The sequence below is a fragment of the Aeromonas ichthyocola genome (genome assembly GCF_046087985.1).
Classification (GTDB): Bacteria; Pseudomonadota; Gammaproteobacteria; order Enterobacterales; family Aeromonadaceae; genus Aeromonas; species Aeromonas rivipollensis.
Map to the genome: position 1 here is coordinate 140,204 of NZ_JBJSWH010000001.1, position 18,786 is coordinate 158,989.

Annotated in this window: 11 protein-coding genes and 1 pseudogene; 8 read left to right on the forward strand and 4 right to left on the reverse strand. The window is 65.7% G+C overall.

Features of this window, described 5'->3' with window-relative positions; genetic code table 11:
* The first annotated feature begins 15 nt into the window (after positions 1-15).
* Both corA and ACF2JD_RS00660 read left to right on the forward strand, forming a co-directional pair.
* Positions 16-963 (forward strand): magnesium/cobalt transporter CorA, encoded by a 948-nt coding sequence (corA, locus tag ACF2JD_RS00655; protein WP_440986539.1) that lies wholly within the window; start codon positions 16-18, stop codon positions 961-963.
* Positions 964-1,095: 132 nt separating this feature from the next.
* A complete protein-coding gene (locus tag ACF2JD_RS00660; protein ID WP_106887046.1) occupies positions 1,096-1,557 on the forward strand; it encodes a DUF2919 domain-containing protein in 462 nt (153 codons plus the stop codon).
* A gap of 18 nt (positions 1,558-1,575) precedes the next feature.
* Here ACF2JD_RS00660 and ACF2JD_RS00665 read toward each other — a convergent pair whose 3' ends face one another.
* Positions 1,576-2,322 carry a hypothetical protein gene (locus ACF2JD_RS00665; protein ID WP_440986540.1) on the reverse strand — a complete coding sequence of 249 codons (747 nt, stop codon included), beginning with the start codon at positions 2,320-2,322 and terminating at the stop codon, positions 1,576-1,578.
* 287 nt (positions 2,323-2,609) lie between these two features.
* Here ACF2JD_RS00665 and ACF2JD_RS00670 point away from each other — a divergent pair.
* From ACF2JD_RS00670 to ACF2JD_RS00690, 5 genes and pseudogenes are all read left to right on the forward strand, one after another.
* A pseudogene (locus ACF2JD_RS00670) lies at positions 2,610-3,847 on the forward strand (siderophore amonabactin export MFS transporter).
* 58 nt (positions 3,848-3,905) lie between these two features.
* The gene (locus ACF2JD_RS00675; RefSeq protein WP_290028486.1) at positions 3,906-5,879 is read left to right on the forward strand and encodes a siderophore amonabactin TonB-dependent receptor; all 1,974 of its coding nucleotides are present in this window, start codon (positions 3,906-3,908) and stop codon (positions 5,877-5,879) included.
* 75 nt (positions 5,880-5,954) lie between these two features.
* Complete coding sequence (locus ACF2JD_RS00680) at positions 5,955-6,971, forward strand: amonabactin ABC transporter permease subunit 2 (protein WP_163137028.1); 1,017 nt, start codon at positions 5,955-5,957, stop codon at positions 6,969-6,971.
* A gap of 11 nt (positions 6,972-6,982) precedes the next feature.
* Positions 6,983-8,065: an amonabactin ABC transporter permease subunit 1 gene (locus ACF2JD_RS00685; protein WP_234568152.1), complete on the forward strand. Its 1,083-nt coding sequence runs from the start codon at positions 6,983-6,985 to the stop codon at positions 8,063-8,065.
* 43 nt (positions 8,066-8,108) lie between these two features.
* Positions 8,109-8,924 carry an amonabactin ABC transporter ATP-binding protein gene (locus tag ACF2JD_RS00690; protein WP_234568155.1) on the forward strand — a complete coding sequence of 272 codons (816 nt, stop codon included), beginning with the start codon at positions 8,109-8,111 and terminating at the stop codon, positions 8,922-8,924.
* Between the two features lie 75 nt (positions 8,925-8,999).
* Here ACF2JD_RS00690 and ACF2JD_RS00695 read toward each other — a convergent pair whose 3' ends face one another.
* Positions 9,000-9,725, reverse strand: coding sequence for a 4'-phosphopantetheinyl transferase superfamily protein (locus tag ACF2JD_RS00695; protein WP_440986541.1), 726 nt, complete (start codon positions 9,723-9,725; stop codon positions 9,000-9,002).
* A 210-nt stretch (positions 9,726-9,935) separates the two neighbouring features.
* Between ACF2JD_RS00695 and ACF2JD_RS00700 the strand changes: the two genes are divergently transcribed.
* Complete coding sequence (locus tag ACF2JD_RS00700; protein ID WP_440986542.1) at positions 9,936-10,874, forward strand: ABC transporter substrate-binding protein; 939 nt, start codon at positions 9,936-9,938, stop codon at positions 10,872-10,874.
* Between the two features lie 76 nt (positions 10,875-10,950).
* Here ACF2JD_RS00700 and ACF2JD_RS00705 read toward each other — a convergent pair whose 3' ends face one another.
* On the reverse strand, positions 10,951-12,489 hold the full coding sequence (locus ACF2JD_RS00705) for an amino acid adenylation domain-containing protein (protein ID WP_440986543.1): 1,539 nt from the start codon (positions 12,487-12,489) through the stop codon (positions 10,951-10,953).
* Complete coding sequence (gene amoG, locus ACF2JD_RS00710; RefSeq protein WP_440986544.1) at positions 12,486-18,779, reverse strand: amonabactin biosynthesis non-ribosomal peptide synthetase AmoG; 6,294 nt, start codon at positions 18,777-18,779, stop codon at positions 12,486-12,488. The genes ACF2JD_RS00705 and amoG overlap by 4 nt, the downstream gene beginning before the upstream one ends.
* Between the last annotated feature and the right edge of the window lie 7 nt (positions 18,780-18,786).

Here is an 18,786-nt window from a genome sequence, read left to right on the forward strand (position 1 = left end):
CTTAAGGGGGGACAGATGATCACCGCCTACATTCTCAATAACAAGGTGCTGGACATAGTCACGCTCGGACCGGACGACATAGTCCCCGACAACACCGTCTGGCTGGATGCCTACAAGCCGGGCACGGCGGAGCGAGAATGGTTGACGGGCCTCTTCCTGGAAGAGGTGCCCGACAAGGAAGAGCTGGACGACATCGAGGCCTCCGCCCGTTTCTACTGGGACACAGATGGTCTGCACATCCACTCCCTGTTCCCCCAGCGGATCGGCCGCGACACCAAGGGTGTCCACGTCTCCTTTACCCTGCGCAACAACCTGCTGATCAGCATTCGCGAGGATGACATCGGCCTGGTGCGCCTGCTGCGCCACTACATGCGCCAGGACAGGCTGGAGGTGGAGAACGCCCTCGACATCCTGCTGGAGGTGCAGAACCTCAAGGTGGAGTACCTCTCGGATCTCATCGAGGATGGCTACAAGACCCTGGAGAACACCGCCGATCAGATCTTCGAGCCGGATCAGATCAACTCCATGCTCAAGGAGCTGATGGCCCAGGAAGAGGCCAACGGCCAGATCCGTCTCTCCCTGCACGATACCCGCCGAGCCCTGCGCTTCCTCAAACGCAGCCTGCGCCAGCGCATGACAGGGGAGCAGAACAAGTGGATCGACGAGATGCTGCACGACGTGGAGTCCCTCTTGCCCCACACCCAGTTCCTGTTTGACAAGATCAACTTCCAGCTGGAGGCCTCCATGGGGGTGACCAATCTGGAGCAGAACAAGGTGATCAAGATCTTCTCGGTGGCTGCGGTGATCTTCCTGCCCCCCACCCTGATCGCCAGCATCTATGGCATGAACTTCGGCCGCATGCCGGAGCTCGCCTGGGAATACGGCTATCAGATGTCCCTGGTGCTGATGGTGATGTCGTCGCTCGGCACCGGCCTCTTCTTCAAGCGCAAGGGCTGGCTGTAACGCCATCCGGCATCAGACAAGCCAAGCAGAGATTGGGGGGCACTGGCCCCCCGATTAATTCCCCCGCCTTGCAAAGGGCCGCCCCCCGCCCCATATCCCCTGCATCTATAGTTCAACCCCGGAACGGGCCTTATGACCCTCTACCCCGAACATCGATATGACGATCATGGCCAACTGCGGCCGCCGCTCTGGTTCTGGCCCATCGCCCTCTTGCTGACCCGCTCGGTCTGGCTGTTTCTGATGGCCGGCGTCACCCGGGAGAGCGGCAGCGCCATCCTGACCCTCTTCTACCCGGACAAGATGAGCCTCTACATCAGCCTGCTGACGGACGTGCCCGCCATGCTGGCGCTGCTCGCCTTTGGCGGCACCTATCAGCAGACTAACAGCCTGCGCGCCTGGCTCAGACGCCACAGCCGGGGCCTGCTGCTCTGCTCCACCGCGAGCGGTCTGTTGATGCAGTTGCACAGCCTCAATCTGCAGAAATGGTCGTTCAGCTGGCCCACCGCCCTGGTGCTGGTCGCCAGCCTCTGGGCGCTCTGGTATCTGCTCAAGAGCCGCCAGCTGCGGGATTACACCCGGGATCAACCCCATTAACGGGCACCGTCGGCCGCCTCATTGGCGAGTGACCCGGATCTGCAGGGTCTGGCGTTCACTGCCGCTCGCCACCCCGACCCGTGACGGATTGGACAGCGCGGCCCCCTGACCCCCCTGACTGGTGGATAGCTCCCCCACCGTCAGCCACTGCCCCGGGGCGCCGCTCACCTCGGTGGCGCTCTGCCCAGTCTTGATGTCACCCCGCTCAAGCCTGGCCTGCTCGCTGCTGAGGGCTATCTGTACCCTGTCACCTATCAGGGTGGCGGTGGCGTAGAGGCCGCTTATCAGCGGCATCATGCCCACCACCCGACCCCCCTGCCAGCGATAGAAGGTGACCGGCTGATAGGAGCCCATCTGCAGCAGCACGGGCCGCCCCGAGAGGCCGCGCACCTGCCAGTTGTCCTGCTGGGTGCGCTGGTAATCCTCGGCCCCACCCTCCAGCAGCCACTGCCGCTTGGCGTTGTCATTGCCGATGCCTATCCCCGCCTGCCGGCTGCTGGACGCCCCCGCCACCCGCCACTCGATAAGCAGGCTCTGGGGCGGCTGGTTGAGCTGATCCAGCACCCTCTCGGCCTCCTGCAACTGGGCGGGCGTACCGCTCAGCACCAGCTGGTTGCCCATGGCACTGACCCCAAGCTCGGGGTATAGCTCCTTGAGGGTCTGCACCATCCCTTCTGCCTCAAACACAGGTATGACCTTCACCTCGGCCCGCAGGGGCAAGGCCCAAAGCACGCAGCACCCGAGCACCCAACACCAAGCTCTCATCCTCGTCCCCCTCTTGCCGTCCCTTTTGCCGTCCCTTTTGCCGTCTCTCATGGCGTCTCTCTCATCACTCCTTGCCATCATGGGCCATGGCGCCCCGATTGCAATGGCAAGGGGCAAAACTGCCGGGCCCATGACGGAGTCATGAAGGTCCTTATCCGGCTCGTTTTCGAGCCCAAAGAAAAGACTCATTGAGAGACCACTCAATACAAATAAAAATGGTTATCATTTGTTGTCACAACAATATCCCTCGGATACAATTCGGACTCATTTTTTCGAGTCAGCCTCTGATGAAGCCAGAACCTGTCGTCTCCTCCCCTGCTGCCATCCATCTGGCCCTGCTGATCAACATGCTCTCCATGGGCAGCATGATGATGGTGATGCCCCTCGGGCCGGATCTGGTGACAAGCCTCGGCATGGCCCCTGAGCAGACCGGTTACTTCAGTGGCGGCGCCACCCTGGGAGCCGCCCTGATGGGACTCCTGGCCGCCCCCTGGCTCGATCGGGTCAACCGCAAACCCGCCCTGCTGGTGCTGCTCACCCTGCGTTTTCTGCTGCTGATGGCCTGCGCCCTGGTGCAAGACAGTCAGCAACTGCTGCTGCTCTTCATCCTGTCCGGCTGTGTGGCCGGGCCCCTTGCCGCCATCCTGATGGCCGCCGTGCTGGATCTGGTGCCCCCAAGCGATCGCGGGCGTCGCCTCGCCTACGTGGGGATGGCATTCTCGCTGGCCGCCATCCTGATCGTGCCCGTCGCCCTGGTGCTGGCCCAGTGGCTCGGCTGGCAGAGCCCCTTCCTGCTGTTTGGTGCGAGCGGCCTGCTGCTGGCCCTGCTCTGCGCCCGCCTGCTGCCCTCACTGCCGGTGACCCGAGCCCCGCAGGGCCAGGGGCTGCGCCAGCTGCTGGGCTCGCCGCTCTGTCAGGGGGCCCTGTGCATCCTCTGTCTGCAGATGTTCGGCCACTTCCTGCTGATCCCGCACTTTGCCAACTACTTCCAGTTCAACCTAGGTTTCCCACGGGAGCAGATCGCCGCCCTCTATCTGTGCGGTGGCCTCACCAGCATGGCCACCATGCGCCTGTGCGGCGGCTGGATAGACCAGGGGCGTGCCCAGGGCGCCATACTGCTCACCAGCCTGTTGCTGGCCCTGGTCACCCTGCTCGGCTTCGCCATGCCAGTCGGCCTGCCCGTCTACCTGTTGTTTACCCTCTTCATGGCCCTGAGCTCGGCCCGCGCCAGCACCACCCTCGCCATCACGGCCTCCATTCCGGCCCCCATCAGCGCGCCGCCTTCATGTCTTTTCAGGGCACGGTCACCAATGTGGCGGCCGGTCTCGGCAGCCTGCTCTCGGCCAGGTATCTCTGGTCTCGGACAGCACGGGTGCCCTGCACGGCTTTGCCCACCCTGGCCTGGATCAATATCGGCTGCGGCCTGCTGGCCTGCGGTGGCGTCTGGCTCCTGCTCAAGGGACTGGCGCAGACAAGGAATAACAATAACCCCGCGTCTGGTACGGCCAGACAAGGAAGTCAGTGAGCATTTGGGCCCACAGCGCCCTACCCCATAACCTCTGTTTATTCATGGAGTTTTGACAATGCAGTTGCAGCATGGCGTATTTCGTTTGAACCCGATTTTGCTCTCCCTCGGCCTGCTGGCCGTACCTGGCCTGGCCCAGGCAGAGTCGGTCAAGGCCAACGAGACCATGGTGGTCACCGCCACCCAGACCAAGCACACCGAGCTGTCCGCCCCGGCCAGCGTCTCGGTGGTGACCCGTGCCGATCTGGACAAGATGAACGTCAACAACATCGGCGATGCCCTCAAGCACGTGCCGGGGGTCAACATAGTCTCCACCAACCCCACCGGCCGCAACGAGATCAAGATCCGTGGCATGGGGGGTGACTACACCCTGCTGCTGATCAACGGCAAACGGGTCAACGCCCGCGAGACCCTGGGCAGCGCCTACGGCAACGACTTCGACTTGAGCTCCATCCCCATGGCCGCCATCGAGCGCATCGAGGTGATCCGTGGCCCCGTCTCCTCCCTGTACGGGGCTGATGCCCTGGGCGGCGTAGTCAACGTGATCCTGCGCCAGGCCAGGGAGAAGACAGAGGCTGCCGTCGGTTACACCCACAGCATGCCCACCGAGGGTGATGGCGGCGATGCCAACCAGGCCAGCGCCTACGTTTCCGGCGCCCTCATCGACAACAAGCTGCTGGGCAGCGTGGTGGTGGAAGGCTATCAGCGCGACAACTGGAAGAGCGATCAGTCCAACAACCCGGACGCCGATGCCCTGGAGAAGCGTGAAGTGGTCAACGTGCTGACCAGCCTGAAGTGGCTGGTAGCGGACAACCAGGACATCGACTTCGATCTGGGTTACAACCAGAACGACATGGACAGCTACTTCAACAACGTGCCCCGCGCCCCGACCGCACCGGCCACCCCCCACAACGTGCAGAACCTGGATCGCCTGAGCCTGGGGCTGACCCACAACGGCCGTTGGGAGCACTTCGACAGCCGGGCTCGTTACTACTTCGAGCAGATCGATCTGATGGATGACTCCCAGCTCAATGGCGGCGCCGCCGATGTCACCCAGACCAACAACACTGTGGACGGTCAGGTCAGCGGTTACCTGGGTGATCACCTGCTCACCTCAGGCGCCGAGCTGCGCAAGACAGAGCTGGAACACAGCCGCAACATCGCCAATGGCAGCGTGGATGCGACCCAGAGCGCCGTCTACCTGCAAGACGAGTTCGGCTTCGGCGATCTGGCCCTGACCCTCTCCGGTCGTCTGGATCACCACGAGACCTATGGCACCGAGTTCAGCCCGCGCGCCTATGCCCTCTACACCCTGACCGACGAGTGGGTGATCAAGGGGGGCGCCGGCAAGGCGTTCAAGGCCCCGACCCTGGCCCAGTCCAGCGAAGGCTTCTCCACCACCGCCTGCCGCGGCGCCTGCCAGGTCATCGGCAACCCGGATCTGAAGCCGGAAACCGCCGTCAGCTATGAGCTGGGCACCGCCTACGAGGCCGCGCGCTTCGGCGCCGGGGTGACCGGCTTCCACAACGAGATCGAGGATCTGATCCAGAGCGATCAGTGGGGCCCGGGCTACCGTCCGACCGTGATGACCTACCTCAACGTCAAGGAGGCCCGCATCAAGGGTCTGGAGCTGACCGGCTGGGTCGACGTGCTGGACAACGTGACGCTGACCGGCAACTTCACCCTGCTGGACTCAGTGGACAGGAGCACAGGGGATGATCTGGCCAAGACCCCGGATCACACCGGCAACCTCGGTCTGGACTGGCAGGCGAGCGAGTTCGTCAGCGCCAACCTGGCCTGGCAATATGTCGGCAGCCAGGTGATCAAGGTCCCGGCCCGCAACTCCCAGGCGTTCACCTCCAAGCACTACCAGACCCTGGACGTCAACACCAACTGGACTGTCACCCCGGCGCTGGACTTCAAGCTCGGCATCACCAACCTCACCAACACCAAGCGTGATGAGGTGGCCACCGACGCCGACTTCATCCTGGAAGGTCGCACCGTCTACGCTGGCGTAGATTACAAGCTGTAAGATCTCCCTGCGGGAGCCCCGAGATCGGGGCTCCCTTTTTGCGTTTCTACTGCCCCCTATCAAAGGAGTTGTTGCGTGCTCAGATACCAAGCTCAGCTGTTCTGGCTCGGAGTGCTGCTCCTCATATTGCTGATTTCTCTGTCACTGGCCACAGGCGCCGGTGTCTATGGTGGCCGCGAGGTCGCCGGTTTCCTGCTGGGCGATCCCGCCCTGGTGGCCGATGAAAAACTCGCCATGATAGTCAATACCCTGCGATTGCCCCGCACCCTGGCGGCCCTGGTGGTGGGGGTCTGTCTCGCACTCGCCGCCTCCATGCTGCAAAGCGCCACCCGCAACCCCCTGGCCGAACCCGGCCTGCTCGGGGTCAACGCCGGCGCCGTCTTCGCCCTGGTCATCGGGCTGACCTATTTTGGTGTCGAATCCGCCTACGGCTATCTGCTCTGGTCCGGCATGGGGGCCCTGCTCGGCAACCTAATCGTGCTGGGTCTCGGCCTCATGGTGGGGCGCTCCAACCCCCTCAAACTCATCCTGGTGGGGGTCGCCCTCTCCGCCACCTTCGGCGGCCTCTCCAACTTCCTGTTGCTCTCCAACCGGGTGGTGCTGGAGCAGTTCCGCTTCTGGAACTTAGGGTCGCTCGCCGCCTCCAGCCTGGAGTCCGTGCTGACGGTGATCCCCTTCGCGCTGGCCGCCCTGCTGCTGACCCTGGCGCTCTGCCGCCAGCTCACCCTGATGCAGATGGGGGACAACCAGGCCCAGGCGCTCGGCATACGGCCGACCCGGGTGCGCATCGGCGTGCTGCTGGCCGCCACCCTGTTCACCGCCTGCGCCATCGCCATCGCAGGTCCCATCGGCTTCGTCGGCTTCCTGGCCGCCTACTGCGCCCGTCTGGTGGAGCCGGTGCGCCTGGCCATCCAGGTGCGCTTCTCCGCCCTGTTCGGGGTGCTGTTCCTGCTCGGCGCCGACATACTGGCGCGCTGGCTGCTGCAGCCGTTCGAACTGCCCAACGGCGTCATCCTGGCGCTGATCGGCGCCCCCGTGCTCATCCTGGTGGTGCGCAGCGGCGGCTTCCGCTCCCTGCTGGCCGTCAAATAAGGTGCCCTCCCATGAACAACCCCATGAATGACACCCTGACGGGCACCCTGCCCGAGACCTCACTCCCCACCGGCACCCTCTGCCTGCGCCTCGGCCGCCGCACCCTGCTGCTGGAGCTCCGCGCCTGGCTAATCACCCTCGGGCTAGTGCTCGCCCTCACCCTGCTCTCCCTGTTGGCCCTGACCCTGGGCTCCGGCAAGATCACCATGATGGGGGTCGTCCAGACACTGCTTGGGGAGGGGAGCCGGCTCGACCAGGTGACGGTGTTCAAGATCCGGCTGCCGCGCATCGTCGCCGTGCTGGTGGCCGGCGCCGCCATGGGTCTCTCCGGCTGCCTGGTACAGACCCTGGTCCGCAACCGCCTCGCCACCCCGGACATGATAGGGGTCAACGAGGGGGCGTCGCTTGCCATCATCATCTTCTCCCTCTACCTGACCCTGGGCAGCTGGCCCTGGTGGGCCGCGCCCTTCGGCGCCCTGTTTGCCGCCGCCGTGCTCTATGCCCTGTGCAACAAGCCGGGTGAGCAGGGCTACCTGTTCGTGGTGATCGGCATAGGCGTCTCCGAGCTGATGAACGCCATCGGCCAGTTCGCCATGTCCACCCAGTCCCTGGTGCACCTCACCAGCCTCTATCTCTGGAACATGGGCAACTTCGTCGGCCAGGGCTACGGCACTGTGGTGCCTGTGGGGATACTGATCCTGCTCATCTGCCCCTGGGTCGTCTATCTCTCCCGCGCCCTCGGCGTGCTGCGCCTAGGATCCGTCACCGCCAGAACCCTGGGGGTGAACGTCAACCGGGTGCAGCTCGGGGTGCTGGCCCAGGCCATCATAGTCGCGGCCCTTGGCACCGCCATCGGCGGCCCCGTGGTCTTCATCGCCATGGCCGCCCCCATACTCGCCTCCTGGCTCTCCCGGGATCGCATAGTGCCACTCTGGATAGCGGCCCTGTGCGGCGCCCTGATGCTGCTCGCCAGCGACACCCTGGTGCGGGTGCTGGCCAGCCCCCACGAGGTGGCCACCGGCATCATGACCCGCATTCTCGGCGGCCTGCTGCTGCTCTTCATCCTGATCAAAGACAGACAACGGGCGGACTGACCATGCCATTCATCCATTTCCAAGACAGACCGAGGGCCGCCTGATGACGCTCACCGTGAATCGACTCCATTTCGGCTACCAGCACAAGGCCATCTTCAAGGAGATCTCCCTCTCCATCCCCCAGGGCAAGCTGGTGGGCATAGTCGGCCCCAACGGGGGCGGCAAGTCCACCCTGCTCAAACTCCTGGCAGGCCAGGAGCAGCCCCAGTCCGGGGAGATACTGCTCAAGGGCAAGCCCCTGGGTAGCTATGGCATGAAGGCCCTGGCCCGGGAACTGGCCTACCTGCCCCAGCGGCCGCTGGTGCCGCCTGGCATCCGGGTCGAGCAGCTGGTGCAGTATGGCCGCCATCCCCATCAGGGCTGGTTCACCCAGTGGAGCGAGGAGGACGCCCGCATGGTGGACTGGGCCCGGGAGCGGATGCAGCTCGATGCCATCTGGCAGCAGAGCGCCAATTCGCTGTCCGGCGGACAGGCCCAGCGGGTCTGGCTCGCCATGGTGCTGGCCCAGGATGCGGATCTCATCTTGCTGGACGAGCCCACCAGCGCCCTGGACATAGGCCACCAGACCGAGGTGATGGAGGCCATCCACAGGGTCGCCTCCGAGGGCAAGACGGTGCTCATCGTGATCCATGATCTCGCCACCGCCGCCCGCTACTGCGACGAGCTGATTGCCCTGGGGGACGGCGGCATCCAGGCCATGGGCCCGGCCCGTGAGGTGGTGACCAAGTCCCTGATCGATCGTCTCTACCAGACCGATGTGGACATACTTCACGCCCCCGGCGATGGCGCCCCCGTCATAGTGCCGCGCCGGCGCAGTGAAGAGCGCCAGGATACAGCGCGGGGCAAGCAGTCGGCCTGAGAGAGATAGCAAGAAACCGCCTGATGGCGGTTTCTCTGTCTGGGCAGTGACGGGGCAAGAGAGCCCGGGCGCCGCTCACAGCAGCAAGGTGGTGAGCACGCCCCCCGGCAACCGCTGCCAGTGCAGGGTGCAGCGCCAGCCGGCGGGCAGGGTCGGCGTCAGGGGGGCCTTAAGCTCCAGGGTGAGGGTCTGATCCATCATCCCCAGCCAGCGGGCATCGAGAAAGTCAAAATAGCGCCCCACCCTGGGATAGAGCGCCTTGAACAGGCTCTCCTTGGCGGAAAACACCAAGGTCAGCCCCCGGGCTCTGTCGAGCCCTACCGCGCCGACCCCGGCCTCCAGCCGCCCCCACTCATCCTCATCGACTATGCCGGGCCAGAGCTGGCGCCCCTGCTCATCCCCCAGCCAGGCCTCCAGATCCAGCCCCATCCCCCCCTGGGTGGGGCGCACCCCGCAGAGCGCCACCCCCTGTCCCGCCAGCTGGCTGTGGCTGATGCTCCCCTCCATCCCCGCAGGCCAGAGCGGCTCGCGGGCGCGCCCTATGGCCACTGTACTCCCCGCCAGGCCGAAGGGGCGCAGGGCCTCGCGGGCCGCGAGGCGCCCCGCCAGAAACTCCCCCAGCCGCTTGGGGGCTGCCCCTTGCAGACTGGCGGGCAACGCCATGCCCTGGGCCTCGAAGCAGGCGGGGGTAAAGGCGGCGGCATCGAAGCAGATGCGGTGCAACAGGAGATCTGGGGAGCCCGGCAGCAGCAGGCGATCCCGTTGCAAAAGGAAGGGGGTGAGAGGGGATAAGGGGGGCATCTGGGCTCCTCGCAATGGAGCCTTATGGTAACAAAACCGCCAGGGCCAGCACCACAAATACAAATGACAATGTTTCTCACTTACGCTTCTGTGGTAGCATGTCCCCGCCCATTTGGACCCCGGTTTTAGGCTGACTGGCAGGCACGACCAACAGGGGCCGCCCGGCATGGGCCAAGAGTGCCGCCGATTTCACCCATTAAGGATGTAACCATGAAGATCTCCTCCCCCCTGGCCGCCGCGCTCATGCTGGCCAGTCTGGTCGGCTTTCAGGCCCAGGCCGGCACCCGCCAGGTGCTCGATGCCAACGGCCAGTCCCACACTGTCCCCGATGATCCCCAGCGCGTCGTGGTGCTGAGCGAGCTCGATCTCGACAGCGCCCTGACCCTGGGGGTGCAACCAGTCGGCACAGTCAACGGCCGCGGCCAGGGCACCCTGCCCCGCTATCTGCTGGACAAGGCGGGCAAGGCGATCCAGGTGGTCGGGGATCTCGACAACCCCAATCTGGAGAAACTCATCGATCTGGAGCCCGACCTCATCCTCACCGGCCAGACCAAGCCAGAGCTCCTGGCTCTGCTGCAGGAGATAGCCCCCACAGTGGTCACCGGCAACTGGGGCGAGCCCTGGAAAACCGTGTTCAACCGCAGCGCCCAGGTGATGAACAAGGAGGCCGAGGCCAAGGCCTTCCTCGCCCGGTATGACGCCCGCCTGGCACAGGCCCGCAGCAAGCTCGCCAAGCACCAGGGGGAGCAGGTGAGCATAGTGCGCTGGAACCCCAAGGGGCCTAGCTACATGCACGGCGGCACCTTCGCCAGCAGCGTGGTCACCGAGATGGGGCTGGCTCGCCCTGCCCACCAGATAGGCGACAAGAGCCCCCACTCCCCGGCCCTCAGCCTCGAATCCCTCAACCTGCTGGACGGTGACTGGCTGGTGGTCGGCACCCTGAGCGCCAGCGGCGATGCGGTGGATGCCATGAAGCAGGCCGAGCAGACCCCGGCCTTCCAGCAGCTCGGCGCCATCAAGGGCAAGCGCTTCGGCGCCGTGGACGGGTCGCTCTGGACCTCCACCGGCGGCCCCCAGGCGGCCCTTAGGGTCATTGAGGATGTCGAGGGGCTGCTCTCCAAGCCGGACGCGACCCCCATCCCTCACTGATCCCACCCTCGATTGACTGCCAAAAAGAAGCCCGCATCATGCGGGCTTCTTTGTTTCTCTACGCTTTCGGACAATGCTACTCCGGCAAGGGCAGCGCCTTTCTGTCCAATTTTCCGCTGCCGGTCTTGGGCAGGGCATCCAGCAGCATGAGCCGCGCCGGCACCATGTAGTGCGGCAGGCTGGCCTGCAGCCCCTTGCGCAGGGCCAGCCGGTTGAGGATCACCCCGCTTTTCGCCTCCACGTAGCCCACCAGCATGGCCTCGTCCCCCTCGCCCACCAGGCGCACCGCCGCCTCCTGCACCCCAGGTTGACGGCGAAGGCCAGCCTCCACCTCCCCCAGCTCGATGCGAAAGCCCCGCAGCTTTACCTGATCGTCTCGCCGCCCGAGATAGAGGAAGCTGTCCGCCCCCAGCCGTCGCACCCTATCCCCGGTTCGGTAGAGGCGGTGGCTCTCCAGGCGCAGGAAGGCGGCCGCCGTCAGAGCAGGCTTGCGCCAGTAACCCTCGCACAGGGCCGGGCTCTCGATGCAAAGCTCGCCGCACTCCCCCTCTGCCACCGGCTGCCCCGCCTCGTCCAGCACCCAGTGGCGGTAGCCGGGCAGGCTGTGGTTGATGGTGATCTGCCCATCAAACGGTGGCCAGCACACCTCGCTCACCAGGGACCAGACGGTGGCCTCGGTGGGCCCGTAGCAGTTCCACAGTCGCTGGGTGCGAGCGCAGAGCTGCTCGGCCAATCCTGAGTCCAGCGCCTCGCCGCCGCACAAGGCGGTGAGCTGCTCGCGTCCCTGCCAGCCGGCTTTGAGCAGCATGCGCCAGCAAGCCGGGGTGGCCTGCAGGACGTTGATGGAGGGGTCTGTCGCCAGCAGGGCCAGCATCCCCAGGGGATCCTTGTTGTGCTCGCCGCCCGCCACCGTCAGCCGGCCACCGCCCCAGAGCGGCCCCAGCATCTCCAGCAAGGAGATGTCGAAGGCCGGTGTGGTGATAAAGAGCCAGTGGCAGTTAGGTGATAACCCGAGCCGCTCGCGGATCCCGTCGAGGAAGCAGAGCAAAGCCCGGCGGCTGATGACTACCCCCTTGGGCTCGCCGGTGGATCCCGAGGTGAACATCATGTAGGCCGCCAGTGCGTCGTCCACCCTGGGCCAGGAGGGAGTCCCGCCAGGGGCGGGCCCCTTGAGGGAGCGCAGGGGACAACCGAAATCCGGGGCCCCCACCTCGTCATCGCAGATCACCGCCGACAGGCGCGCCTGACGGGCGATCCCCTGCAGCCGCTCCACCGGGAAATCAGGCTCGAGCGGCACCAAGGTGAGGCCGAGGCGCAGGCAGGCGAGCAGGCTGGCCACCAGATCCGGGCTGCGCGCCAGATAGAGGCCGACCCGCTCCCCCACCGCCAGCCCTTGCAGGCGGGCGGCGACTTGCTCGACCCGCCCATTGAGCTCCCCGTAGCTGAGCCAGGGCTCTGCTGTCTCGGACTCACTCCTGTCAAGCTCATTCATACCGACCCCGCCCAGGCGGATGGCGGGGGCCAGCGGGGTGGCGGCGAGGCAAGCCGCCAGCCGAGAGCCGAGGGAGTGCTCCCTTGCCCCGACCCCCTTGCCTGAGCCTATCGCCATCGTCATAGCACCTCCTCGGGCTGGCGCACCAGCCAATGGTTGAACAGCCGGCAGGGGGAGCCGTATGTCTTGAGATCCCCCAGGCTGAGGGGGCCCCGCCCATCGGCAAAGGCTTCATTGAGGGCCGCCAGCAGGGCGAGCTGCTGCACCGAGTCCACCCCCAGATCCTGCAGGCTCTGCTGCCAGACACCGGGCACGCCGCAATGGCGCTCCCACAGGGCCACCAGAACGCGGGCCTCGGCCGGTGGCTGAACCAGCCCGGACTCAGCCCTGTAAGCGGCCACCTGTGTGACTGCCGATGGTGTGGCTGCCCCTTGCGCTGGGGATAGCACGGCCGCCGCCGGTTTGGCGGGTTGGCTCAGGTCCGCCTGCGCCAGCCATTCCAGCTCACTTATCCAGGCGGCCAGCACGGCCTCGGCCCGCGCCATGGGGATCAGATCCCCGTCGAACTCGAGGCGCAGGTTGAGCCGGCCGCCGCGGGCGTTTACCACCAGGGAGAGCGGCAGCTCCACCTTCTCCACCACGGCGCCAAAGCGGGGCACCAGCTGATGGGGCTCGGGGGCGGCAGGGGCCGCCGGCATGGGGTAGTTCTCGAACACGAACAGGCTCTGGAACAGGCGCGCCCTGCCTTTCGTCAGCGCCGAGAGCGACTGGATGCCGTGCTCATTGAGCGCCATCAAATCCGACTGCAGCCTGGCTATATGCTCGGCCAGGCTTAACTCGTTGCGCCACTCCAGGGCCAGAGGCAGGCTGTTGATATAGAGGCCGACGCTCGCGGTGATCCCCTCGATGGGATAGTCCCGGCCCGGCGTCACGTTGCCCACCAGGGTGACGGCATCGCCACAGCGGCGGGCCAGCAGGCGATGCCAGGCGTATTGGGCCAGCAGCCCCGGGGTCACCCCCAACTCGCGGGCGCGGGCTTCCAGTCGAGCCGACATGTGCGGTGCCAGGGGCTGGCCGCACACCGCAGGCTTATGTTGCGTATAGCGCTGGGGCAGGTGGGGATCCAGCGTCATCCCGAACAGGCGGGAGAGATCATTGGGTCTGGCCAGCAGCGCGCCACGCCCCTGCCAGTAGGCCTCAGCTGCGCTGGCCTGGCTCGCCATATGGCGGCCGAATTCGAGCCAGGCGGTATCCGGCTCTGCCTGGGGCTGCTGGCCCTTCATCAGTTGCTGATAGTGACTGTGCAGGCTGCCCAGCAACACAGGGCCGCTCCAGCCATCCAGCACGCAGTGATGGGCGCTGAAGATCACCTTGTGGTGATCGGGGGCCAGTTTGAAGCAGGCGACCCGCAGCAAGGGGGCCGCATCCAGCGCTATGGGCCGGGCCAGATCCCGTTGGCGATAGGCCGCGATATGGGCCTCGGCCTGCTCATCCCCCACCAGATCCTGATAGTGGAACGGCAGCTCGGCCCGTTGCAGGATGCGCTGCAACGCAATCCCGTCCGCCAGCACCAGTTCACTGCGCAGGGCCGGCCAGCGGGCGATCTGTGCCTGCCAGGCCTGACGATAGACCGTCATGTCCAGCGGCTGGTGGTAGTCTATCTCTGTCTGCAGGTGGTAAGCCGTGTCACGAGGCGCCAGCGCCCTGTGATGGAACATGCTCTGCTGCAAGGACGTCATGGGCAGCAGTGTCTCCACCTCGCGCCCGCTCAGCACCCGATCCAGCGCGGCTTGCGAGAGTCCAAGCCCCGGGAAGTCGCTCGGGGTGTGGCGCGGGGCCTTCTGGGCGCAGCAGTGCACCACCAGGGCCTCGATATTGGCCCCTAGCCGCGCCATCAGGGCGTCGCTCGCCAGCTGATTGAGAGCGCCGACCTGGCGCAGGGTGAGGCAGCCGTCATAGACGCCCCCGTGCAGGCTGACAAGCTCTCGCGGCAGGTTGTCCGGTGAGGAGGGCGCCCCCGGCGCCATCGGCAGGGGCTGCCAGGGCTGAGCAGCCTCACCCTGATGGCTGACTCCCAGATAGTTGAAGACGATGAGTGCCTCTGGCAGTTCCCAGCCACGGGGATGGTGCAGACGCAGTGCGTTGAAACCCACCCCCTTGTCCGGCACGGCCCGCAGCCGCTCCTTGGTGGCGCACACCAGCGCATCCCACTCTGGCTCATCGGCCAGCGCCAGCGGATAGGTGCTGGTGAACCAGCCCAGGGTGCGGCTCACATCGAGTTCAGCATCGATTGCCTCGCGGCCGTGCCCTTCCAGCATCACGCAGTGACGTGTGCCATAACCCAGCTCGCTCAGGGTGCGAGTCAGGGCGGCCAGCAACAAGTCGGGTACCCGGGTGAAGAAGGCCTGATTGGCCGGGTCGATCAAGCGGGCCGTGGTCTCCTTGTCCAATTGCAGCAGGCTGGCGGCGGCGCGGCCATTTTCGGCGCGTTCGGCCTCCAGCAGGCCTCGCTGGCTGCCCTCCCCCTGGGCCAGCCAGAAGCCAAGCTGCTTCTCTTCCCGTCTGGCGTAGGCCGCGAGCCCCTCGCCCCACTGGCGATAGCTGCTGCCCTTGGCGGGCAGGGGCTCGCCCCTGCTCACCCGGGCGAGATCCTCGGCCAGAATGCGCCAGGAGACGGCATCGATCACCAGGTGATGGAAGGCGAGGAAGAGCCCCTCCACCGTCTCACGCTCACCCTCCCGCTCGCCCTCGAGAGAGAGATTACGCAGGCGGGCCCAGGCCAGGGTGTGGCCACTGGCGGGATCGAGATCCCCCTGCAGCTCGGTCAGGCGAGTCTGTAGTTCAGCCCCGCCGAGTACCCCTGCATCCAGGGTCGGCAACGGCGGCAATGGCAGCTCGGCCAGATAGCGCTGGCCGGTCGGGGTCACCGCCAGACGCAGCGCATCGTGGTGCTGGCGCAAGGCATCCAGCCAGCCGCGCAGGGCAGCATCGTCCACCCCGGCGGGCAGGCGCAGTATTACCCCCTGGTTCCAGTGGCCGGGCCTGGCGAAGCCCTGCTCGAAGAACCAGTGCTGAATGGGGTGGAGCGGGAACTCACCGGTCAGGCTGCCCTGCTCGCTTCTGTGGCTGACGGCCTGCTGCTGGCCGAGCTGGCGGCAGAGGCGGCGCACCGTCTTGGCCTCGAACACGTCCTTGACGCTGCAGTGCAGTCCCGCATCCCGCAGCCTGGTGGTGAGCTGGATGCTGAGGATGGAGTCACCGCCTAAGCGGAAGAAGTCATCCTCCACCCCGAGCGGTTGCTTGAGCACCCCTTGCCAGATGGCAAGCACTGTCTGCTCCAGTTCGTTTTGCGGCTCGCCCTTGCTCTGCTGCCAGACGATGGCGGGCAGGCGGCGCAAGTCCAGCTTGCCGTTGGGGGTGAGCGGCATCTCGGGCAGCCAGCAGAGGCGCGCCGGCACCATGTATTCGGGCAGACACTCGCCGGCCCGCTGCAGCAGGGCATCGCCGTCGGGCTCGCTCGCCCCGGCCTGCAAACAGGCGTAAGCGAGCAGGCGCCCCTCCTGCACCACCACCTTGATCTGGCGAATAGCCGGGCACAATTCGGCAAGCCGGGTCTCTATTTCCCCCGGCTCGATGCGATAGCCCCGCAGCTTGATCTGCTCGTCAATCCGGCCCAGATATTGGATGTTGCCGTCGCGGCGCCTGAGCGCCCGATCGCCGGTGCGGTAGAGGCGATGGGTACGACCGTCGAGAGCCAGCTCGATAAAAGCCTCTTGGGTTCGCTCCGGTAGATTGAGGTAGCCACGAGCAAGACCCAGACCACTCAGGCTGAGCTCGCCCGGCACCCCCACCGGGCAGAGGTTGCCCCCTTCGTCCAGGATCAGCGCTTTTAAATTGTTGATGGGCTGGCCTATGGTGATGGGCTGACCCGGCACGAGCCGCGCGCAGAGCGCCGTGACTGTGCACTCGGTCGGGCCGTACATGTTGTAAAGCGCAACCCGCTCCCCCCAGCGTTCCACCAGGCTGCTCGGGCAGGCTTCACCGCCAAAACCTATGGCCTTGAGGGAACCGAGATCCGCCGGCGGCAGCAGGTTCGCGAGCAAGGCGGTCGGCAGTATCATGTGGCTGGCGCCACAGTTGATCGCGGCCATGATGGCCCCCTCGCCCGGCTCGCCAAAGTGCAGGGCCGCGCCGCAGTAGAGCGGCAGCAAGCTGGTCATATTGCCCGCATCGAACGACAGAGACATGCAGTTGAACATGGCGCCGTTCTGATCGAGCTCGATGCGCGCCCTGTGATCCCCCATCAGGTTGACCAGGCTGCCCTGCTCCACCATGACCCCCTTGGGCAGGCCGGTGCTGCCGGAGGTGTAGATGATCTGGGCCAGCATGGCGGCGTCCCGAGGCAGTGCCGGCGTGCTGGTTGGCATCTTGTCCAGCGCAAGCTGGTGCAGATCGTGATACGCGGCAGTCGTGCCCGCCAACGCCTCACCAAGCCGCGCATCCGGCTCTCCCCCCAGCACCAGCGCAATGCTGGCGTCGCTCAGGATATGAGCCAGCCGCTCGGCGGGATAGGCAGGATCCAGCGGCACACAGGCCGCCCCCGCCTTCCAGCAGGCGAGCAGGGCGACCACGAAGGCCACATCCCGTTTGGCCTGGATGCCGATGGCGCTCCCCGGCGTTACGCCTCGGGCCAGCAGCCAGTGGGCCAGCCGGTTGGCACGCACCTCCAGCTCGCCATAGGTCAACGATTGCGCGCCGTCGCTGACCGCCAGCGCGTCCGGCAACTGAATAGCGCGCCGCTCGATATGGCAGAGCAGGGTGTCGCGGCTGGGGTAATCCCGCGGCAGCTCGGCAAGCTCGGCGGCCAGCGCGGCCCGGTCTGTGCCCGCCTCCAGCGGCAGTTGCCAGATCTCGGTCTCGGGGGCCGCTACCACGGCGCGCATCAGGTGCAGCAGGCGATCGGCATAAGCCTGGATTGTTTCCCGCTCGAACAGGGCGGTGGCGAATAGCCAGTCCACCCGCACCGAGTCCATCAGCTCGGTCACCTTGACCGAGATGTCGGTCTTGGCGGGCAACACGGGGGAGGTCTCCTCCACCAGCTGGCAGCCGGGGATGAGATCGTTGAAATCCACCTTGGCCTGATAGACCAGCATGATCTGGAAGATGGGGTTGATGGCGGTGGTGCGATCGGCGCCAATGGCCTCGGCCAGCGCCTCGAAGCGGTAGAGCTGGTGATCGAAGGCCGCCAGATCCTCCTCCCGGCACTGCTGCAGATAGTCGACAAAGCTGGGGCGCCCCTCCAGCCGGGTGCGCAGCACCAGGGTATTGACGAAGAAGCCCACCAGGGACTCGATTTCGTGGCGCTCGCGGTACGCCAGCGGCGTGCCTATGACGACCTCCTTCTCGCCGCTCTGGCGCACCATCAGCAGGGCAAAGAGGGCGTGCAGGCCGATGAAATTGGAGGTGCTGTGGCGCTGGCACAGGCGCTTGAAGCTCTCCCATAGCGCGTTGTCTATGGTGGAGAAGACCAGCTCGCCGCCGCTGGCCTGATGGGCCGGGCGGGGCTTGTCCAGCGGCAGACCGTGCACTTCGGGGCTGCCACCGAGCCTGTCGACCCAGAACGGCTTGAATTCGGCGTGATAATCCAGAAAACGCGGCGAGTTGAACCAGCGGGCATAGTCGATGTAGGTGAGCGGCAGCTCGCTCACCTGCAGGGGTTCGCGGTTCTGATGGGCAAGAAAGGCGCGTTTGAGATCCGCGAACATGTTCTTGACCGACCAGCCGTCGGAGATGATGTGGTGCTGGGTGATCAGCAGCACGTGCTCGCGGCTGCCGAGGCGAATGAGGTGCACCCGGCTCAAGTCCCCTTGGGTCAGGGAGAAGGGGCGCCCAATCTCTTCGCGTACCCGCCTGGCCACATAGGCCTCGCGCTCGGCAATGGGTTCTGCGCTCACGTCCTCGATCTGCAGCTTGAAGGGCGTGTGGGGCAGGATCTCCTGCGCCCCCCTGCCCGCCTCGTCCTTGATGAAACGGGTACGCATGCTGGGGTGGCGGGCAAACAGATGGTCGAAGGCAAACTCCAGCGCCGCCGTGTCCAGCTCGCCGCTCACCCGAAAGTAGACCGGCATATTGTAGAGGTGGGAGGCCTCCTCGTACTGCTCGATAAACCAGAGTCCGCTCTGGGAGGAGGAGAGCGGGCCGCTCAATGCCCCTTGCACCTCGATAGGTGCCTCGAAGGCGACGCGGGCCGCCAGGCAGCGCACCAGCTCATCCTTGTGCGCCTTGATGGTGGCGCCGATGGCCGGCGTCACCGCCTCCTTGCTCGACTGGGAGATGAGCTGGCCCTTGTCGTTCAGAGCCAGCTTCACCCCCTGCCGTTCCAGCTGTTTCAACAGCAAAATCATATTGTTCATAAATTAC

What these genes read in the sequence shown, in the direction of transcription:
- corA (WP_440986539.1), top strand. Translation starts at nt 16, where the DNA reads ATGATCACCGCCTACATTCTCAATAACAAGGTGCTGGACATAGTCACG.
- ACF2JD_RS00660 (WP_106887046.1), top strand. Translation starts at nt 1,096, where the DNA reads ATGACCCTCTACCCCGAACATCGATATGACGATCATGGCCAACTGCGG.
- ACF2JD_RS00665 (WP_440986540.1), bottom strand. Translation starts at nt 2,322, where the DNA reads ATGAGAGCTTGGTGTTGGGTGCTCGGGTGCTGCGTGCTTTGGGCCTTG.
- ACF2JD_RS00675 (WP_290028486.1), top strand. Translation starts at nt 3,906, where the DNA reads ATGCAGTTGCAGCATGGCGTATTTCGTTTGAACCCGATTTTGCTCTCC.
- ACF2JD_RS00685 (WP_234568152.1), top strand. Translation starts at nt 6,983, where the DNA reads ATGAACAACCCCATGAATGACACCCTGACGGGCACCCTGCCCGAGACC.
- ACF2JD_RS00690 (WP_234568155.1), top strand. Translation starts at nt 8,109, where the DNA reads ATGACGCTCACCGTGAATCGACTCCATTTCGGCTACCAGCACAAGGCC.
- ACF2JD_RS00695 (WP_440986541.1), bottom strand. Translation starts at nt 9,725, where the DNA reads ATGCCCCCCTTATCCCCTCTCACCCCCTTCCTTTTGCAACGGGATCGC.
- ACF2JD_RS00700 (WP_440986542.1), top strand. Translation starts at nt 9,936, where the DNA reads ATGAAGATCTCCTCCCCCCTGGCCGCCGCGCTCATGCTGGCCAGTCTG.
- ACF2JD_RS00705 (WP_440986543.1), bottom strand. Translation starts at nt 12,489, where the DNA reads ATGACGATGGCGATAGGCTCAGGCAAGGGGGTCGGGGCAAGGGAGCAC.
- amoG (WP_440986544.1), bottom strand. Translation starts at nt 18,779, where the DNA reads ATGAACAATATGATTTTGCTGTTGAAACAGCTGGAACGGCAGGGGGTG.